Annotated in this window: 15 protein-coding genes; 9 read left to right on the top strand and 6 right to left on the bottom strand. The window is 69.3% G+C overall.

The genetic code is table 11. The annotated features are described in order from the left end of the window. Window positions 1–149 precede the first annotated feature (149 nt). The 4 genes from wrbA to HWX31_RS07240 are packed head-to-tail and all read left to right on the top strand — an operon-like array spanning window position 150 to window position 3,484. Complete coding sequence (gene wrbA, locus HWX31_RS07255; protein WP_174963711.1) at window positions 150–764, top strand: NAD(P)H:quinone oxidoreductase; 615 nt, start codon at window positions 150–152, stop codon at window positions 762–764. Further along, complete coding sequence (locus HWX31_RS07250) at window positions 761–1,159, top strand: DUF2069 domain-containing protein (RefSeq protein WP_174963712.1); 399 nt, start codon at window positions 761–763, stop codon at window positions 1,157–1,159. The genes wrbA and HWX31_RS07250 overlap by 4 nt, the downstream gene beginning before the upstream one ends. 20 nt (window positions 1,160–1,179) lie before the next feature. Continuing rightward, entirely contained in the window at window positions 1,180–2,601 is a 1,422-nt protein-coding gene (locus HWX31_RS07245; RefSeq protein WP_174963713.1) for an FAD-binding oxidoreductase, read from the top strand. Between the two features lie 25 nt (window positions 2,602–2,626). Then, a complete protein-coding gene (locus tag HWX31_RS07240; protein WP_174963714.1) occupies window positions 2,627–3,484 on the top strand; it encodes a metallophosphoesterase in 858 nt (285 codons plus the stop codon). Between the two features lie 22 nt (window positions 3,485–3,506). On the opposite strand, the gene HWX31_RS07235 is transcribed toward HWX31_RS07240, so the two are convergent. Together HWX31_RS07235 and HWX31_RS07230 are read right to left on the bottom strand one after the other, a co-directional pair. After that, on the bottom strand, window positions 3,507–3,662 hold the full coding sequence (locus tag HWX31_RS07235; RefSeq protein ID WP_010092586.1) for a hypothetical protein: 156 nt from the start codon (window positions 3,660–3,662) through the stop codon (window positions 3,507–3,509). A 119-nt stretch (window positions 3,663–3,781) separates the two neighbouring features. Then, a complete protein-coding gene (locus HWX31_RS07230; protein WP_174963715.1) occupies window positions 3,782–4,723 on the bottom strand; it encodes a LysR family transcriptional regulator in 942 nt (313 codons plus the stop codon). Window positions 4,724–4,880: 157 nt separating this feature from the next. Between HWX31_RS07230 and HWX31_RS07225 the strand changes: the two genes are divergently transcribed. From HWX31_RS07225 to HWX31_RS07210, 4 genes are read left to right on the top strand one after another with little or no spacing between them, the layout of a single operon-like run. Beyond that, window positions 4,881–6,503 carry an efflux transporter outer membrane subunit gene (locus tag HWX31_RS07225; RefSeq protein ID WP_174963716.1) on the top strand — a complete coding sequence of 541 codons (1,623 nt, stop codon included), beginning with the start codon at window positions 4,881–4,883 and terminating at the stop codon, window positions 6,501–6,503. A 15-nt stretch (window positions 6,504–6,518) separates the two neighbouring features. Continuing rightward, entirely contained in the window at window positions 6,519–8,723 is a 2,205-nt protein-coding gene (locus HWX31_RS07220) for an FUSC family protein (RefSeq protein ID WP_174963717.1), read from the top strand. Then, window positions 8,720–8,923 carry a DUF1656 domain-containing protein gene (locus HWX31_RS07215; protein WP_010092591.1) on the top strand — a complete coding sequence of 68 codons (204 nt, stop codon included), beginning with the start codon at window positions 8,720–8,722 and terminating at the stop codon, window positions 8,921–8,923. Before HWX31_RS07220 ends, HWX31_RS07215 begins: the two co-directional genes overlap by 4 nt. A 12-nt stretch (window positions 8,924–8,935) precedes the next feature. Then, complete coding sequence (locus HWX31_RS07210; protein WP_059483608.1) at window positions 8,936–9,814, top strand: efflux RND transporter periplasmic adaptor subunit; 879 nt, start codon at window positions 8,936–8,938, stop codon at window positions 9,812–9,814. A 54-nt stretch (window positions 9,815–9,868) separates the two neighbouring features. On the opposite strand, the gene HWX31_RS07205 is transcribed toward HWX31_RS07210, so the two are convergent. Further along, window positions 9,869–11,536: a methyl-accepting chemotaxis protein gene (locus HWX31_RS07205; RefSeq protein WP_174963718.1), complete on the bottom strand. Its 1,668-nt coding sequence runs from the start codon at window positions 11,534–11,536 to the stop codon at window positions 9,869–9,871. A 398-nt stretch (window positions 11,537–11,934) separates the two neighbouring features. Here HWX31_RS07205 and HWX31_RS07200 point away from each other — a divergent pair, with 398 nt between their 5' ends. Continuing rightward, a complete protein-coding gene (locus HWX31_RS07200) occupies window positions 11,935–13,185 on the top strand; it encodes an MFS transporter (RefSeq protein ID WP_174963719.1) in 1,251 nt (416 codons plus the stop codon). A 78-nt stretch (window positions 13,186–13,263) separates the two neighbouring features. On the opposite strand, the gene HWX31_RS07195 is transcribed toward HWX31_RS07200, so the two are convergent. The 3 genes from HWX31_RS07195 to HWX31_RS07185 all read right to left on the bottom strand — a co-directional run bounded on the left by HWX31_RS07195 (window position 13,264) and on the right by HWX31_RS07185 (window position 16,933). Next, window positions 13,264–14,052 carry a 5'-methylthioadenosine/adenosylhomocysteine nucleosidase gene (locus HWX31_RS07195; protein WP_174963720.1) on the bottom strand — a complete coding sequence of 263 codons (789 nt, stop codon included), beginning with the start codon at window positions 14,050–14,052 and terminating at the stop codon, window positions 13,264–13,266. A gap of 2 nt (window positions 14,053–14,054) precedes the next feature. Continuing rightward, window positions 14,055–16,418 carry a UvrD-helicase domain-containing protein gene (locus HWX31_RS07190; RefSeq protein WP_059616220.1) on the bottom strand — a complete coding sequence of 788 codons (2,364 nt, stop codon included), beginning with the start codon at window positions 16,416–16,418 and terminating at the stop codon, window positions 14,055–14,057. Between the two features lie 68 nt (window positions 16,419–16,486). After that, on the bottom strand, window positions 16,487–16,933 hold the full coding sequence (locus HWX31_RS07185) for a type VI secretion system amidase immunity protein Tai4 (RefSeq protein WP_174963721.1): 447 nt from the start codon (window positions 16,931–16,933) through the stop codon (window positions 16,487–16,489). Window positions 16,934–17,134 lie beyond the last annotated feature (201 nt).

Below are 17,134 nucleotides of genomic sequence, written 5' to 3'. Positions count from 1 at the left end.
ACGGTTTCCTCCTTCGACATGCGTTGCGCCATACGGCGCGCACCGTCGCTTCGCACGACGGCTTCAGCCCCTATAATAGCCGCTCAATCCGGCAGGGGCGGTTCGCGCACGGCGCGCACATGCGCTGCCGCGAGAACGCCCCTTTGCCCATGAAAGACATTCTCGTGCTTTATTACAGCCGTCACGGCGCGACGCGCGATCTCGCGCTCGCGATCGCGCACGGCATCGACAGCGTGCCGGGCATGCAGGCGCGCATCCGCACCGTGCCGCCCGTGTCGGCCGTATGCGAGGCGACCGCGCCCGAGATTCCGGACGACGGCCCGCCGTACGCCGAACTGCGCGATCTCGAGGAGTGCGCAGGCCTCGCGCTCGGCTCGCCGACCCGCTTCGGCAACATGGCCGCGTCGCTCAAGTATTTCCTCGACGGCACGACGCCGCAATGGCTGTCCGGCGCGCTGACCGGCAAGCCCGCGTGCGTGTTCACGTCGACCGGCAGCCTGCACGGCGGCCAGGAATCGACGCTGCTGTCGATGATGCTGCCGCTGCTCCATCACGGGATGATGATCGTCGGCATCCCGTACAGCGAATCCGCGCTCAGCACGACGCAGACGGGCGGCACGCCGTACGGCGCGTCGCACGTGTCGCGGCACGAGCGCGCCGCGCCCGGCGGGCTGTCCGCCGACGAAAAGGCGCTGGCCGCCGCGCTCGGCGCCCGGCTGGCCCGCACGGCCTCCGCCCTCGCCGACGCGCAGGCCGCCGCATGAATCCGCCCGAACCCGCCCGCCCCGCTCCGGCCGCCCGGCCGCGCTATGCACTGACCGCCGCCGCGTGCCTCGTCGCGCTGATCGCGCTGTCGCTCGCGTGGGAGCTGCGGCTCGCGCCGCTGCGGCCCGGCGGGTCCGCGCTGATGCTCAAGGCGGTGCCGCTCGCGCTCGCGCTGCCCGGCGTCTGGCGGCGTAACATCTATACGATGCAATGGGCGAGCATGCTGATCCTCGCCTATTTCGCCGAAGGCGTCGTGCGCGGCATGTCGGATCGCGGCCTGTCCGCGACGCTCGGCTGGTGCGAGACCGCGCTTGCCGTCGGCTTCTTCGCGGCGGCGCTTGCGTACGTCGCGCCGTTCAAACGCGCGGCGAAAAAATCGCGCGCCGCGCCCTGATCCTTACGCGACCGACCGCCATGAATTCTTCCGAAGCTTTCGTTTCCGCCTGCCGCGACGCGATCGGCGCGGACTACGTGCTGACCGACGCGCACGACACCGAACCGTTCCTGACCGACTGGCGCCGCCGCTACAAAGGGTCCGCGTGCGCGGTGCTGAAACCGGCGAACACCGCCGAAGTCGCGGCGCTCGTGAAGCTCGCGAACGCGCACGGCGTCGCGCTCGTGCCGCAGGGCGGCAATACGGGCCTGGCCGGCGGCGCGACGCCCGACGCGAGCGGCGGCCAGGCGGTGCTGAGCCTCGCGCGCGTCAATCGCGTGCGCGCGCTCGATCCGCACAACAACACGATCACCGTCGAGGCCGGCGTGATCCTCGCCGACGTGCAGGCCCGCGCGCGCGACGCCGGCCGGCTGTTCGCGCTGAGCCTCGCGGCCGAGGGCAGCTGCACGATCGGCGGCAACCTCGCGACCAACGCCGGCGGCACCGCGGTGCTGCGCTACGGCAACGCGCGCGAGCTGTGCCTCGGGCTCGAGGTCGTGACGCCGCAGGGCGAGATCTGGGACGGCCTGCGCGGGCTGCGCAAGGACAACACCGGCTACGACCTGCGCGACCTGTTCATCGGCGCCGAAGGCACGCTCGGCATCATCACCGCCGCCGTGATGAAGCTGCACCCGCTGCCGGCCGCGCGGGTCACGGCGCTCGCCGCGCTCGAATCGCCGCATGCGGCGCTCGACTTCCTCGCGCTCGCGCAGCGCGCGGCCGGGCCGCTGCTGACGGGTTTCGAGCTGATGTCGGATTTCTGCATGCAGCTCGTCGGCAAGCACTATCCGCAGCTGCGCTACCCGTTCGATCGCACGCACCCGCAAACGGTGCTGCTCGAACTGTCGGACAACGAAAGCGAAGCGCACGCGCGCGCGCTGTTCGAGAAGCTGATGGAGGAGGCGTTCGAGGCCGGCATCGTGGTCGACGCAGTGGTCGCGGAGAACCTCGCGCAGTCGCGCGCGTTCTGGGACCTGCGCGAGCACATCCCGCTCGCGCAGGCCGACGAAGGGCTCAACATCAAGCACGACATCGCGGTGCCGATCTCGTCGATCGCGCGCTTCATCGACGAGACCGACGCGGCGATCCAGCAGGCGGCGCCGGGCGCGCGGATGGTGACGTTCGGCCATCTCGGCGACGGCAACCTCCACTACAACGTGCAGACGCCCGCAGGCGGCGATCCGAAGGCGTTCCTCGCCGAATACCAGGCGCCGGTCAACCGGATCGTCTACGACAACGTGCACCGCCATCACGGCACGATCAGCGCGGAACACGGGATCGGCCAGCTGAAGATCGACGATGCGCAGCGCTACAAGTCGCCGGTCGAGATCGGGCTGATGCGCGCGCTGAAGGCCGCGCTCGATCCGCGCGGCCTGATGAACCCCGGCAAAGTGCTACGCTGAAGCCACTTGTTTCGGAGCGACGTTCGTGAAGATCCGCGTGCTGTCCGACCTGCATCTCGAAAGCAACCTGCCCGACGTGATTCCCCATGCCGACGCGGATCTCGTCGTGCTGGCCGGCGACATCCACAACCACGCGGAGGGCCTGCGCTGGGCCGCCGAGACGTTCGACCCGGAACTGCCGGTGATTTACGTTCCCGGCAACCACGAGTACTACGACGGCGAATTCGGCGCGCTCGAGGCGGCGATGCGCGACGCGGCGCGCGCGCTCGACAACGTGCATTACCTGAACAACGACACCTACGTCGATCCGGCCGGGCGCTTCCGGGTGCTCGGCACGACGCTGTGGACCGACTTCGCGCTGTTCGGCGCGGACGATGCGAGCGTTGCACGCGCGATCGACGCGGCGTCGCGCGTGATGCTCGATTTCAAGGGACTGATTCAGGTGACGTGGCCGCACGACGCGGCGGTCCATGCGGGCGGCGATGCGCCGGCGTGCGGCGCGGAGCGCGATTTCACGCCGGCCGATGCGCTCGCGCTGCACCGCCGGTCGCGGGCGTGGCTCGAGGCACAGCTGGCTGCGCCGTTCGCCGGCAGGACGATCGTGGTCACCCATCACGCGCCGCACCGGCGCTCGCTCGCCGAGCGCTATGCACAGGATCCGGTGTCGGCCGGGTTCATCAACGATCTGGCGGGGCTGATGCGCGCGCCGGTCGCCCTCTGGGTGCACGGCCACACGCATACTTCATTCGATTACGTGACGGAAGGCGGCACGCGCGTCGTCTGCAATCCGCGCGGCTACATTCGCCGGCGCACCGGCGAACTGGAAAACACCGCGTTCGCCTGGGACAAGGTCGTGGTGCTCGACGGGGCGACCAACCGCTAGGCCGCCCTACCGCCCCTTCGCTTCAGCGCCCGAGGCGGCGCGCGGCTTCCGACGCCGACCGCACCCGGACCGGCGCCGGCTGCAGCCGCGCCTTCATTGCGCGCAGCAGGTCGCGCGACGCGACGGCGCCGATCACGCCGAACAGGATTCCAAGGCCGATCATCAGGTGCGTATCCATTGCTTCTCCGTATTGCTGCAGATCACTCTGAGCCAGACAGTATCAAACTGTCCGCCGGACGACCGTAAAAAAGTGTTGCGCGAACGACAAATCTCGTCAGATTTCGCGATCCCGCGACGTCATGTCGCGCGCGTGAACTGCTCGAGCGCGGCCTCGTCGGCGTCGAGCGTCGCCGGCAGCTCGTCGCGCAGGAAATCGACCCAGGTCCGGATTTTCGCGTCGAGATACTGGCGCGACGGATACAGCGCGTAGATGTTCATCACGTGCGACCGGTACTCGGGCATCACGCGCACGAAATGGCCGTTGCGCAGGCCGGCGATCGCCGAGTAGATCGGCAGCACGCCGATGCCCATCCCTTCCCGCACGGCCACCGCGAGCGCCTCGGCGACGTTCACGCGGAACGGCGGCGCCGGCAGCGCGACGTGCTCGTCGCCGTTCGGCCCGGACAGCGTCCAGTCGTCGTAGTGAAAGCCCGGCGCGACCATGCCGAGACAGGTGTGATGCGCGAGATCCTGCGGCTGTTGCGGCACGCCGTGCTGCTCGAGGTAGCGCGGCGACGCGCAGACGACGCTGTACGATTCGCCGAGCCGCTGCGACACGAGCCCGGAATCCGGCAGGTCGCGGCCGACGACGATCGCGACGTCGTAGCCCTCGTCGAGCAGGTCCGGCATCCGCTGCGCGAGCGTCAGGTCGACGTGCACGTCCGGATAGCGCTCGCGATAGCGCGACACGGCCGGCACCGTATAGTGCTGGCCGAGGCTCGTGAAGCAGTGCACCTTCAGCTTGCCCGACGGACGCGCGTGCGCATCGCTCGCCTCCGCTTCCGCCTGGTCGACATACGCGAGGATCTGTTCGCAGCGCTGCAGATAGCGTTCGCCGGCCTCGGTCAGCGCGATGCGGCGCGTGGTCCGGTTCAGGAGCCGGGTGCGCAGGTGCGCCTCCAGGTCCGAGACGGCGCGCGACGTATAGGCGGTCGTCGAATTCATCTGCTGCGCGGCCGCGGTGAAACTGCCCGCGTCGACCACGCGCATGAATACCCGCATGTTCTGTAACGTATCCATGCCATTACCCGTGAGAATCGGGGAGGATTGTTACACGTTCACCAACAAATATTATCTCAGCTTTTGTAAAAATGACTTGCACCGTTGTCCGTATATTCAGCAATTGCCTAAAAATATAATCCCACTCGGCTCATCTATATCCGAAAGGGAGAAAATCGTGCAGTCTCCGGCAATAAAAGGGACGCTCGCACTCGCGGTTCTTGCAGTCTCATTAATAATGACCGGATGCGCGAGCATGGGCGACAACAAGCCGCAGTCCACGCAGATCGATCCGGGCGCGCTCGACGCCGGCGCGGCCATCCGTGCGGCCGACCGCGACGCGGGCTGGCCCGCGGCCGACTGGTGGCGCGCGTATCGCGATCCGCAGCTCGACGCATGGATCGCCGCCGCGCAGGCCGGCAACCCGACGCTCGCCGCCGCGCAGGCGCGCGTGCGCGAGGCGCAGGCGATGGCCCGCGTCGCCCGCTCGGCCGAACTGCCGCAGATCAACGGCAACCTGTCGCTGATGCGCCAGCACTGGCCGGACAACGTGTTCTACGGCCCGGGGCCGCTCGCGAACGCCGACACCTGGAACAACACCGGCACGCTCGGCCTGTCGTATCACCTCGACCTGTGGGGCAAGGACAAGAACGCGACCGAGCGCGCGCTCGACGTCGCGCATGCAAGCGCGGCCGATGCCCGCGCGGCGCGGCTCGAACTCGAGGTCAACGTCGTGCGCGCCTACGTCGGGCTGTCGATGAACTATGCGCTGCTCGACCTCGCGCACGACACCTTCGAGCGCCAGCACGCGCTCGCGGACCTCGCGCGCAAGCGGCTGCAGGCCGGCCTCGGCACGCAGCTCGAGGTCAGCCAGGCGGAATCGACGCTGCCCGACTACGAACGCCAGATCGATACGTACGAGGAAGCGATCCAGCTCGCCCGCCACCAGCTCGCGGCCCTCGCCGGCAAAGGGCCCGGCGCCGGCGATTCGATCGCGCGGCCGAAGCTCGCGCTCGATGCGCCGGCCGGCCTGCCGTCCGCGCTGCCGGCCGACCTGCTCGGCCGCCGGCCGGACGTCGTCGCGGCGCGCTGGACGGTCGACGCGCAGGCGCGCGGCATCGACGTCGCGAAGGCCGCGTTCTATCCGAACATCGACCTGCTCGCGACCGTCGGCGGCTTCGGCGTGACCGCGCCGTTCGCCGACTTCCTGCGCGCGATGAACGGCGGCTGGACCGCCGGCCCGGCGCTGTCGCTGCCGATCTTCGAAGGCGGCCGGCTGCGCGCGCAGCTCGGCGCGGCGTCGGCCGGCTACGACCAGGCGGTCGAGCACTACAACCAGACGATCGTCGGCGCACTCAAGGACATCGCCGACCAGGTCGTGCGGATTCGCTCGCTCGATACGCAGAAGAAGGATGCCGCGCGCTCGGTGGCCGCCAACGACCGCAGCTATCAGCTGTCGCGCGAAGGCTTCCGCCGCGGCCTGACCGATTACGTGAACGTGCTGATCGCGCAGCAGCAACTGTTGCATGCGCAGGAAACGGCCGCGCGGATCGACGCGGAGCGCCTGTCCGCGCATGCGGCGCTGATGGCCGCGCTCGGCGGCGGCGTCGAGACGGGTGAGGATGTGCCGGGCGTCGCTACGTCGGGCGTCGCTACGCCGGGCGTCGCTACGTCGGGCGCCAAAGCACCGGCTGCCGCCTCGGGCGCCAAGGCGCCGGCTGCCGCTGCGTCGAATCCGAAAGCCGCCGGCGCCGCGCCGCTCGCGAGCGCCGACGCGGCCCGCGCGCCGGCGGCCCGGTAACGCGGAGCGCTCGTCATGCCAGCCACCTCCTCCGCCTCCCCGCCCGCCGGCAACCCGCCGTCGGCGTGGCTCGCCGCGCTCGGCGACTGGGCCCGCACCGACGGCGTCGCCTGGCTCTATCTCGTCAAGGCGCTGCTCGCGGCGTTCATCGCGCTCGGCGTGTCGATGCGCCTCGACCTGCCGGCGCCGAAGACCGCGATGACGACCGTGTTCATCGTGATGCAGCCGCAAAGCGGCGCCGTGTTCGCGAAGAGCTTCTACCGGCTTGCCGGCACGTTCTTCGGGCTGATCGCGACGCTCGCGTTCGTCGGCCTGTTCCCGCAGCAGCCGCTGCCGTTCCTGCTCGCGGTCGCGCTGTGGGTCGCGATGTGCACGGCCGGCGCCGCGCGCAACCGCAACTTCCGCAGCTACGGCTTCCTGCTCGCCGGCTACACGGCCGCGCTGATCGGCTTGCCCGCGTCGCAGCATCCGGACGGCGCGTTCATGACCGCGATGACCCGCGCCGCCGAGATCGTGGTCGGGATCGTGTCGGCCGGCGTCGTCAGCGCACTGGTGTTTCCGCAATACACCGGCGAGCAGATGCGCACGACGGTGCGCCGGCGCTTCGGCGCGTTCGTCGACTATGTCGCGTCGGCGCTGTCCGGCCAGCTCGATCGCGCGCACATCGAAAGCGTGCACACCCGTTTCGTGGCCGACGTGGTCGGCTTCGAGGCCGCGCGCAGCATGGCCGTGTTCGAGGACCCCGACACGCGGATGAGAAGCGGCCGCCTCGCGCGCCTGAACAGCGAGTTCATGAGCGCGTCGAGCCGCTTCCATGCGCTGCACCAGTTGATGAACCGGCTGCACGCGGCCGGCGCGAGCGCCGCGATCAACGCGATCGAACCGTATTTCCGCGAAATCGCCCCGCTGCTCACGCGCGCCGGCGAACCGGTGCGCTCGTCGGCCGATGCCGCACACGCGGCCGAACAGCTGCTCGCGTGGCGCGACGCGCTGCCGCGCCGCATCCGTGCGACGCGCGCCGAACTCGAGACGCAGCCGGACTGCCCGCTGCTCGATTTCGACACCGCCTCCGAACTGCTGTACCGCTTCATCACCGACCTGCATGCGTATGCGGCGACCTACGCGTCGCTCGCGACCGCGAACCACGAGCGGGAGCGCTGGATCGAGCGCTACGAGCCGCGCACCAACCTGAGCGCCGCGCTGATCGCCGGCATCCGCACCGCGACGGTGATGCTCGTGCTCGGCTGGTTCTGGATCCAGACCGCCTGGCCGAACGGCGTGACGATGGTGCTGAACGCGGCCGCGGTCTGCGCGCTCGCGTCGTCGATGCCGCGGCCGACCACGATGGCCTACCAGATGGCGATGGGCACCGTGCTCGCGTCGTTCATGGGGCTGATCGCGATGTTCGGGGTGTATCCGCGCGTCGACGGCTTCGTGATGCTGTGCGTCGGGCTCGTGCCGTTCCTCTCGCTCGGGCTCTACCTGTCGATGAAGCCGAAGACCGCCGGCTACGGCGTCGGCTACTGCATCTTCTTCTGCACGCTCGCCGGCCCGGAAAACCTGATTCACTACGACCCGAGCGGCTTCATGAACGACGCGCTCGCGCTCGTGCTGTCGATGCTCGTGTCGGCGATCGCGTTCGCGGTGCTGTTCCCGCCGACCGCGCCGTGGCTGAAGAAGCGCCTGTTCGCGGACTTGCGCCACCAGGCGGTCGCGGCCTGCCATGCGCGCCTCGCCGGCCTGCGCACCCGCTTCGAGAGCGGCGCACGCGACCTGATGTACCAGGCGCACACGCTGTCGGCCGATCAGCCGGACGTGCAGCGCGACGCGCTGCGCTGGATGTTCGCGGTGCTCGAGGCCGGCAACGCGGCGATCGACCTGCGCAACGAACTCGCCGCGCTGCCGGCCGACCCGCACTACGCGCGCGAAACGTCGTGGCGCCGCGCGATCGACACGATGCGCGGCGCCCTCTCCGCGCTGTTCGAGAAACCGGCCGCGGACCGCTTCGACGCGACGCTCGCGGCCACCAACGCGGCGATCGACGCGACCCGGCAGGCGCTTGCCGCACTGATCGCGCTCGCGCCGCCGCGCGACGAACGCCACCGGCTGCAGCGCATCCTGAGCCACCTGCATTTCGTGCGCACCGCGCTGCTCGATCCCGAATCGCCGCTCGCGTCGCTGAACCGCGGCCGCGCCCCCCAACAAGGAACCTCGTCATGATGCCGCGTGAACTCGCCATCCTCGATGCCTACATGCCCACGGTCGTGCTGATGTTCGTCATCGGCGCGCTGGCGACGTGGGCCGTCGACCGGCTGCTCGCCTACACCGGGCTCTACCGTCTCGTCTGGCACCCGTCGCTGTTCCGGGCCTGCCTTCTCGTCTGCATCTGCGGCGGGCTGAGCCTCGCCGTTTACCGTTGAACCACAACAATCATGATTCTGCGAAAACTCTTCGGCTTCGTCGCGACGGCCGTCATCCTCATCGTCGCGATACTGATCGGGCGCTCATTGTGGGTGCACTACATGGATGATCCGTGGACGCGCGACGGGCGCGTGCGCGCCGAGATCGTCAACGTCGCGCCGGACGTGTCGGGCGCGATCGTCGAGCTGCCGGTGCACGACAACCAGCTCGTGAAGAAGGGCGACCTGATCATGCAGATCGACCCGTCGCACTACCAGATCGCGGTCGAGCAGGCGCAGGCGGCCGTCGCCGCCCGCCGCGCGGAACTGCAGATGCGCCGCGACGACGCGGCCCGCCGCGCGGACCTCGACGCGCTCGTCGTGTCGAAGGAAAACCGCGAGAACGCCGCGCACAGCGCAACGAGCGCCGACGCGCAGTACCAGCAGGCGCTCGCCGCGCTCGACGCCGCGAAGCTCAATCTCGAGCGCACGCGCGTCGTCGCGCCGGTCGACGGCTACATCACGAACCTGCAGACGTTCAAGGGCAACTACGCGGTGGCCGGCCAGGCCAAGCTCGCGATCGTCGACAGCCAGTCGTTCTGGGTCTACGGCTATTTCGAGGAAACCAAGCTGCCGCGCGTGACCGTCGGGGCGCCGGCCGAAATGCGGCTGATGAGCGGCGGCGTGCTGAAGGGCCACGTCGAGAGCATCTCGCGCGGCATCTTCGACCGCGACAATCCGCAAAGCCGCGACCTCGTCGCCGACGTGAACCCGACCTTCAACTGGGTGCGCCTCGCGCAGCGCGTGCCGGTTCGGATCAAGATCGACGAAGTGCCCGACGGCGTGCTGCTGTCGGCGGGCACGACCTGCACGGTCATCATCGATCCGGACAAGCAGAAGAAAAAGTCGTGACGCGCGGCGGCCCGCCGGGCCGCCGCAATACCCTGCCGGCGCGCGCCGCGCGCGTCAGCCTCCGGCAGGCGCCGTGAACCGGAAGCGCCCGACCAGCGCCTTCAGCGCCTGCGCCTGCTCGTCGAGCGCGCTTGCCGCGGCAGCCGCCTGCTCGACGAGCGCCGCGTTCTGCTGGGTGCCGGCGTCCATCTGCGTGACCGCGCGGCCGATCTCGTCGATGCCCGCGCTCTGCTCGCTCGACGCGGCCGAAATCTCGCCGATGATGTCGGTCACGCGCTTCACGGCGCGCACCACGTCGCCCATCGTGCGGCCCGCATCGTGCGCAAGCGCCGCACCGTTCGCGACGCGCTCGACCGACGCGCCGATCAGCGCGCGGATCTCCTTCGCCGCGGTCGCCGCACGCTGCGCGAGCAAGCGCACCTCGCCCGCCACCACCGAAAAGCCGCGCCCCTGCTCGCCGGCGCGCGCCGCCTCGACCGCCGCGTTCAGCGCGAGGATATTGGTCTGGAACGCGATGCCCTCGATCACGTCGATGATGTCGCGGATGCTCTTCGCGCTCTCGTCGATCTCGCTCATCGTCGCGACGACCCGGTCGACCACCTCGCCGCCCGCCTCCGCGACCGTCGACGCGTTCTCCGCGAGCGCGCTCGCCTGCCGCGCGTTCTCCGCGTTCTGGCGCACCGTCGACGTCAGCTGCTCCATGCTGGCCGCGGTCTTCTCGAGCGCGACCGCCTGCTGCTCGGTGCGCTGCGACAGGTCGAGGTTGCCCACCGAGATCTCGCCGGACGCGGCCGCGATCGCCTCGGCGCTGACGGCGATCTCGGAGACCGTCGTCGCAAGCCCGGCCTGCATGTCGGACAGCGCGCGGACCATGCTGTCGCGGTCGCGTCGGCCGAGTGCGATCGGCTGCGTCAGGTCGCCCCGCGCGATGTCCGCGGCAATCGCCTTCGCATACGCGGGCTCGCCGCCGAGCTGCGCGACGAGGCGGCGCACGACCCGCTCGGCGATCACGATCGCGAGCACGATCAGCGCGACGGTCGACGCCGCGATCATCGCGAACGACGACGAGAAGATCGTCGACGACGCATCGAGCGTCGCCTTCGATTTCGCGCCGCGCGTCTTCACGAGTTCGGCGACGAGCTTCTCGAGCTTGCCCGTCTCGACGAGCAGCGACACGTCCTGCGTGCCGACCTGCCAGTTCATCTGCGACAGGTCGAGCGGCTGCGCGCGCACCAGCGTGACGAAATCGCGCAGGTGGCCGCTCCAGCCGCCGACGGCCGATGCGAACGCGCGCAACCGCGCCGAATCGTCCGCGTCCGCCGGGTCCGCGTCGCGCTGCAGCGCGCCGAGCGCCTTGCCGATCGACGCGAGCCCCGCGTCGATCTCGGCGCCGAGCTCGTCGCGCTCCTTCCCGGTCGTCGCGGTCAGCAGCATCTTCTGCGCGCGGCTCGCGCGCAGCACTTCGGCCCGCACTTCCTGCGCCGCGCGGCTCGCGACGTGCCCCTGCTCGTAGACCGACGCGATCGAGCCGTTCAGGCGGCTGATCTGCGCGAGCGAAAACACCCCGATCGCGAGCGTGCCGGCCAGCAGCACCGCGAACGCGGCGCGCAGCGTCGCCTTGACGCTCCAGGGTTGGCGCGCGCGCCGGGCCGCATGCTTGGCGCCGTCGCCCGGCGCGTCGACAGGAGCGCCCGGCTGCGGACGCAGTGAAGCTGCATTCATCGATAGAGTCCCCATTTTGATCACGCTGCCGGAAAGGTCGGTTCCGACGTCACCGCGATGGCTGTCGCGCCCGCGCGTCCGCCCCGGCGCGGCTCGTGGCCGGCGTCCGGGGCGGCGCGCCCGTCTGGTTATTTCGTCGGTTCTACGGCAGCCGGCGGCATTCCTTGAGTCCGGTGAAACGCGCATCCGGCACGACGCAGCCCGACACGACGCACACCGCCAGCGTTATACCCGGCCAAAAAGGCGCGCAACCGGCGATGCGCCCCTCAATGTCTGATTTGCGACAAAACTTGGCCGGACATTCACAACGCGCCACATTACACTCGCTTGACGCTGCAACGATCCGAACGCGCCGTCCGCACCGAGCGCGTCCCGCCACCCCAACCCGCTCAGCTCACATGGAAACCAGCCTCGACACGCGCGCTGCCGGCCAGGCCGCGCCGGCCGCCTCCTTGCCGCACGCGGCGCCTGCCGCCCCGACGACCCGCACCGTCTATCCGGTGCTCGGCGCGATCAGCTTCTCGCACCTGCTCAACGACATGATCCAGTCGCTGATCGTCGCGATCTATCCGATGCTCAAGAGCCAGTTCGCGCTGTCGTTCGCGCAGATCGGCCTGATCACGCTGACCTACCAGATCACCGCGTCGCTGCTGCAGCCGCTCATCGGCCTCTACACCGACAAGCGTCCGCAGCCGTACTCGCTGCCGGTCGGCATGGGCTTCACGCTGGCGGGGCTGCTGCTGATGTCGGTCGCGCCGAGCTTCGGCGCGCTGCTGGTCGCCGCGGCGCTCGTCGGCTGCGGGTCGTCGGTGTTCCATCCGGAATCGTCGCGCGTCGCGCGAATGGCGTCGGGCGGCCAGCACGGGCTCGCGCAGTCGGTGTTCCAGGTCGGCGGCAACGCGGGCGCGGCGCTCGGGCCGCTGCTCGCCGCGCTGGTCGTGATCCCGCACGGCCAGCCGAGCATCGCGTGGTTCTCGGCCGCCGCGCTCGTCGCAATGGTCGTGCTCACGCGGATCGGCCACTGGTACAAGCGGCATCCGTCGCTGCGCAGGAAGGGCGCGCCGGCCGCGCACGCGACGCTGCCGCGCAACCGCGTGATGCTCGCCACAGGCGTGCTGGTGCTGCTCGTGTTCTCGAAGTACTTCTATCTCGCGAGCATCAACAGCTATTTCACGTTCTACCTGATCGACAAGTTCCACCTGTCGGTGCAGGCCGCGCAGCTCCACCTGTTCGTGTTCCTCGCGGCCGTGGCCGCCGGCACGCTGATCGGCGGGCCGGTCGGCGACCGCATCGGCCGCAAGTACGTGATCTGGGTGTCGATCCTGGGCGTCACGCCGTTCACGCTGCTGCTGCCGTACGCGAACCTGTTCTGGACGAGCGTGCTGACGGTGATCATCGGGGTCGTGCTCGCGTCCGCGTTCGCCGCGATCATCGTCTACGCGACGGAGCTGATGCCCGGCAAGGTCGGCATGGTCGCCGGGCTGTTCTTCGGCCTCGCGTTCGGGCTCGGCGGCGTCGGCGCGGCGGTGCTCGGCCAGCTCGCCGACGCGACGAGCATCGCGTTCGTCTACAAGGTGTGCTCGTTCCTGCCGCTCATCGGCGTGCTGACGGTGTTCCTGCCGAACCTCGAAGGCAGCCGGCGCGCGTAGCCGGCGTGAAGTGAAATGCGCGAGCCCGGCGCGCGGCGATGCGCGCCGGGCTCGCGGAAGACCGTACGACGGCGGCGCTCAGGCCGCCGTCGCCGCATGCAGCGTCAGGAAACGCTTGAGGATGCCGGACGAATAGCTGCTCGCGATTTCCGACAGGAAATGCGAGAACGACTGGGTCGCGTGATCGTCGGCGGTGTCGGAGATCGTGCGCACGAGCGCGAACGGCACGCCGTGCTCGACGCACACCTGCGCGATCGCCGCCCCTTCCATCTCGACCGCGAGCGCATCCGGCAGCGCGTCGCGCAGCGCGACGACCTCGCGCTCGCTCGACACGAAGCGGTCGCCGCTGATCACGAGCCCGTTGCGCAACTGCGCGCCGGCCAGCCGGAAGCGTTCGGCAAGCGCGCCGCCCTCTTCCGCGATGAACTGCGCGCACGCGGCCTTCAGGCGCGCGGACAGCTCAGCGTCGGGTTCGAAATGCGTGGCGCCGAGCAGCGGCACCTCGTAGCGCGGGAACAGCGGCGACGCGTCGAGATCGTGCTGCAGCAGGGTATCCGCAACGACGACGTCGCCGACCCGCACCACGTGGGCAACGCCGCCCGCGACACCCGTAAACACGACGCCCGCGACGCCGAACACGTGGATCAGCGCGCTGACCGTCGCGGCGGCCGCGACCTTGCCGATCCGCGCGAGCGTGACGACGCACGCCGCGCCGTGCACGGTGCCGACGTGATAGTCGCGGCGGCCGAGCGTGACCGTCTCGACCGCGCCTTCGGCGCGCATCGCGGCGATCAGGTCGCCGAGCTCCTCGGGCAGCGCGGCGAGAATGCCGAGCGGCTTGCCCGGCGACGAAGCCTTGATATCCATGCTCATTCCACCGCCTGCAGTTTCGCGACCGCGAGCGCGAGCCATTTCTCGCCGTGCCGCTTGAATTTCACCTGGGCCTTCGCGTCCGCGCCGTTGCCTTCGAGCGCGGTGACGGTGCCTTCACCGAATTTGGTGTGGAACACCTGCTGGCCGACCCGGAAGCCGGTGTCGGCCGCGCGTTGCTGGTTCGCGAACGCGGGCAGCGGCGCCGACACGGCTGCGTCGACGATCTGCTCGCGCCCGGCGCCCGGCCGCGCGAACCAGTCGCGGCCCCAGCCTGCGTTGTCGCTACGGCCGCCGCCCCAGCGCGCGCCCGCCTCGACCTTCGGCGTCAGCCACTTCAGCACGTGCTGCGGCAATTCGTCGAAGAAGCGCGAGCGCACGTTGTAGCGCGTCTGCCCGTGCAGCATCCGGCTCTGCGCGAACGACAGGTAGAGCCGCTCCTTCGCGCGCGTGATCGCGACGTACATCAGGCGGCGCTCCTCCTCGAGGCCGTCGGATTCGAGCACGCTGTTCTCGTGCGGGAACAGCCCCTCCTCGAGGCCGGTGATGAACACCGCCGCGAATTCGAGGCCCTTCGCCGCATGCACCGTCATCAGCTGCACCGCGTCCTGGCCCGCCTGCGCCTGGTTGTCGCCGGCCTCGAGCGACGCGTGCGACAGGAAGCCCGCGAGCGGCGTCATCGTGTCGGGATTCTGCGCGGGATCGCCCGGGGCCGCCGGGTCAAGCACGTCGACGACTGCGCCGTCCGGCGCCGCGCCGAGCTCGGGCGCCGCGATCGCGCCCGCGCGCAGCGGGATCGAGCGGGCCGGCGTGTCGAGCCCGTAGCCTTCCTCGCCGACGAACGCGGTCGCCGCGTTGACGAGTTCCTGCAAGTTCTCGAGGCGGTCCTGGCCTTCGCGCTCGCCCTGGTAGAAATCGGCGAGGCCGCTCGCGCGCACCACGTATTCGACGGTCTCCGGCAGGCTCATCTGCTGCGTGTCGGCGCGCATCTTCGCGATCAGGTTCGCGAACGCGCCGAGGCTCGTGCCGGCCTTGCCGGTCACGTACGGGATCGCGGCGGCCATCGCGCAGCCGTACAGGCGCGCCGCGTCGGCGAGCTGCTCGATCGAGCGCGCGCCGATGCCGCGCGCCGGGAAGTTCACGACGCGCGCGAACGCGGTGTCGTCGCTCGGGTTGTCGATCAGGCGCAGGTACGCGAGCGCGTGCTTGATTTCCTGCCGCTCGAAGAAGCGCAGGCCGCCGTACACGCGGTACGGGATGCCGGCCGTCATCAGCGTGTGCTCGATCGCGCGCGACTGCGCGTTGCTGCGGTACAGGATCGCGACCTCGCTGCGCGCCATTCCGGTATTGATCAGCGAGCGGACCTCCTCGACGATCCAGCCGGCTTCCTGCGAATCGGTCGTCGCCTCGTACACGCGCACGGGCTCGCCGTGGCCGGCGTCGGTGCGCAGGTTCTTGCCGAGGCGGTGCGCGTTGTTCGAGATCAGGTGGTTCGCCGCGTCGAGGATGTTGCCGTGCGACCGGTAGTTCTGCTCGAGCTTGATCAGGTTGCGCACGCGGAACTCGTCCTCGAAATCGCGCATGTTGCCGACGTTCGCGCCGCGGAACGCGTAGATCGACTGGTCGTCGTCGCCGACCGCGAAGATCGCGTTCTGGCCGCCCGCGAGCAGCTTGAGCCACGCGTACTGCAGCTTGTTCGTATCCTGGAACTCGTCGACGAGGATGTGCTTGAAGCGCGCCTGGTAATGCGCGCGCAGCGGCGGGTTGTGCGCGAGCAGCTCGTAGCAGCGCAGCAGCAGCTCGGGGAAGTCGACGACGCCTTCGCGCTGGCACTGCTGGTCGTACGCCTGGTAGATCTCGACGAACTTGCGGTTGAAGCTGTCGGTCGCGTCGACCTTGTCCGGCCGCAGCCCCTGCTCCTTCGCGTTGTTGATGAAGTACTGGACGTTCTTCGGCGGATATTTCTCGTCGTCGATGTTCGCGCCCTTCATCAGCCGCTTGATCGCGGACAGCTGGTCGGACGTGTCGAGGATCTGGAAGGTCTGCGGCAGGCCCGCGTCGCGGTAGTGCGCGCGCAGCATCCGGTTGCACAGGCCGTGGAACGTGCCGATCCACATCCCGCGCGTATCGATCGGCATCATCGCCGACAGGCGCGCCATCATCTCGCGCGCGGCCTTGTTCGTGAAGGTGACGGCGAGCACGGTCGCGGGCGACGCGTAGCCCTGCTGGATCAGCCATGCGATCCGCGTGATCAGCACCCGCGTCTTGCCGCTGCCCGCCCCCGCGAGGATCAGCGCCGGTTCGTTCGGCAACGTGACGGCGGCGTATTGTTCAGGGTTGAGATTCGCGAGCAGATCGGGCATAAAAGGCGACGCGGGAAGGCGATGGGATGCAAAGCCGACATTATAAGTCGCGTGCGTGCGCTCGCCGCTCAACGCGTCGCCTTCCCTGCCGTCTTGCGCGGCAGCCCGGCGGGTTTGTCCCCAATCCAGGCGGGATGCGGCACGTACCGGCGCACTTGCTCGTCGAGCTCGGGGCTGTGGTACAGGTCCAGGCATTTCAGCAGATCGAATGTGGCGCCGCCGTAACCTTCCACGGGATTGGCGTAATCGCGGCGCAAATAACGTTCCACTAGTTGATCGACCGCCCGATCGCCCTTGTCCTCATCGTAATAAGTCCATTCCAGGAACGCGCTCTTGGTGATATGGGCATCCTTGCCCGCCGGAGAACCTTGATAAGCGACCGACAGGCATGCCGCCAATGCCCTGTCCTTATAGTTTTCCGCATTGGTGCGATGCACGGCCATCACGGAATCGGCAGCTTCGGCCGACAGTGCGGAACACAGCGCGATGGCAACGACTGCATGAAAAGCACTCATCTGAGCGACCAGAAACAAGCGTTGCGAGTGCGATAGGTTGCTCCCGGCTCGTTGAAATAACAGGCGTCGTAGCATTGGCTTCCGTTGTAAAGCGTCGCATGACCGCGCGCTCACGCCGCGGACAGAAATCGCAATTTAGTCCGTCCAGCACGCGACGGCGATAGGATGAGTTCGAACTTGCTGCGAGCCGCGCACGGCCCG

The sequence above is a fragment of the Burkholderia ubonensis genome, assembly GCF_902833085.1.
Taxonomy (GTDB): domain Bacteria; phylum Pseudomonadota; class Gammaproteobacteria; order Burkholderiales; family Burkholderiaceae; genus Burkholderia; species Burkholderia ubonensis.
Note: the sequence above shows the minus strand (reverse complement) of the source record. Positions and strands in the feature narration are given on the sequence as shown.

Excerpts from the sequence above, each read along its gene's own strand:
- HWX31_RS07235 (WP_010092586.1), bottom strand. The coding sequence starts at position 3,662 with ATGGATACGCACCTGATGATCGGCCTTGGAATCCTGTTCGGCGTGATC.
- HWX31_RS07190 (WP_059616220.1), bottom strand. The coding sequence starts at position 16,418 with ATGCCCGATCTGCTCGCGAATCTCAACCCTGAACAATACGCCGCCGTC.
- HWX31_RS07250 (WP_174963712.1), top strand. The coding sequence starts at position 761 with ATGAATCCGCCCGAACCCGCCCGCCCCGCTCCGGCCGCCCGGCCGCGC.
- HWX31_RS07200 (WP_174963719.1), top strand. The coding sequence starts at position 11,935 with ATGGAAACCAGCCTCGACACGCGCGCTGCCGGCCAGGCCGCGCCGGCC.
- HWX31_RS07205 (WP_174963718.1), bottom strand. The coding sequence starts at position 11,536 with ATGAATGCAGCTTCACTGCGTCCGCAGCCGGGCGCTCCTGTCGACGCG.
- HWX31_RS07210 (WP_059483608.1), top strand. The coding sequence starts at position 8,936 with ATGATTCTGCGAAAACTCTTCGGCTTCGTCGCGACGGCCGTCATCCTC.
- HWX31_RS07185 (WP_174963721.1), bottom strand. The coding sequence starts at position 16,933 with ATGAGTGCTTTTCATGCAGTCGTTGCCATCGCGCTGTGTTCCGCACTG.
- HWX31_RS07220 (WP_174963717.1), top strand. The coding sequence starts at position 6,519 with ATGCCAGCCACCTCCTCCGCCTCCCCGCCCGCCGGCAACCCGCCGTCG.
- HWX31_RS07245 (WP_174963713.1), top strand. The coding sequence starts at position 1,180 with ATGAATTCTTCCGAAGCTTTCGTTTCCGCCTGCCGCGACGCGATCGGC.
- HWX31_RS07230 (WP_174963715.1), bottom strand. The coding sequence starts at position 4,723 with ATGGATACGTTACAGAACATGCGGGTATTCATGCGCGTGGTCGACGCG.
- HWX31_RS07215 (WP_010092591.1), top strand. The coding sequence starts at position 8,720 with ATGATGCCGCGTGAACTCGCCATCCTCGATGCCTACATGCCCACGGTC.
- HWX31_RS07195 (WP_174963720.1), bottom strand. The coding sequence starts at position 14,052 with ATGGATATCAAGGCTTCGTCGCCGGGCAAGCCGCTCGGCATTCTCGCC.
- wrbA (WP_174963711.1), top strand. The coding sequence starts at position 150 with ATGAAAGACATTCTCGTGCTTTATTACAGCCGTCACGGCGCGACGCGC.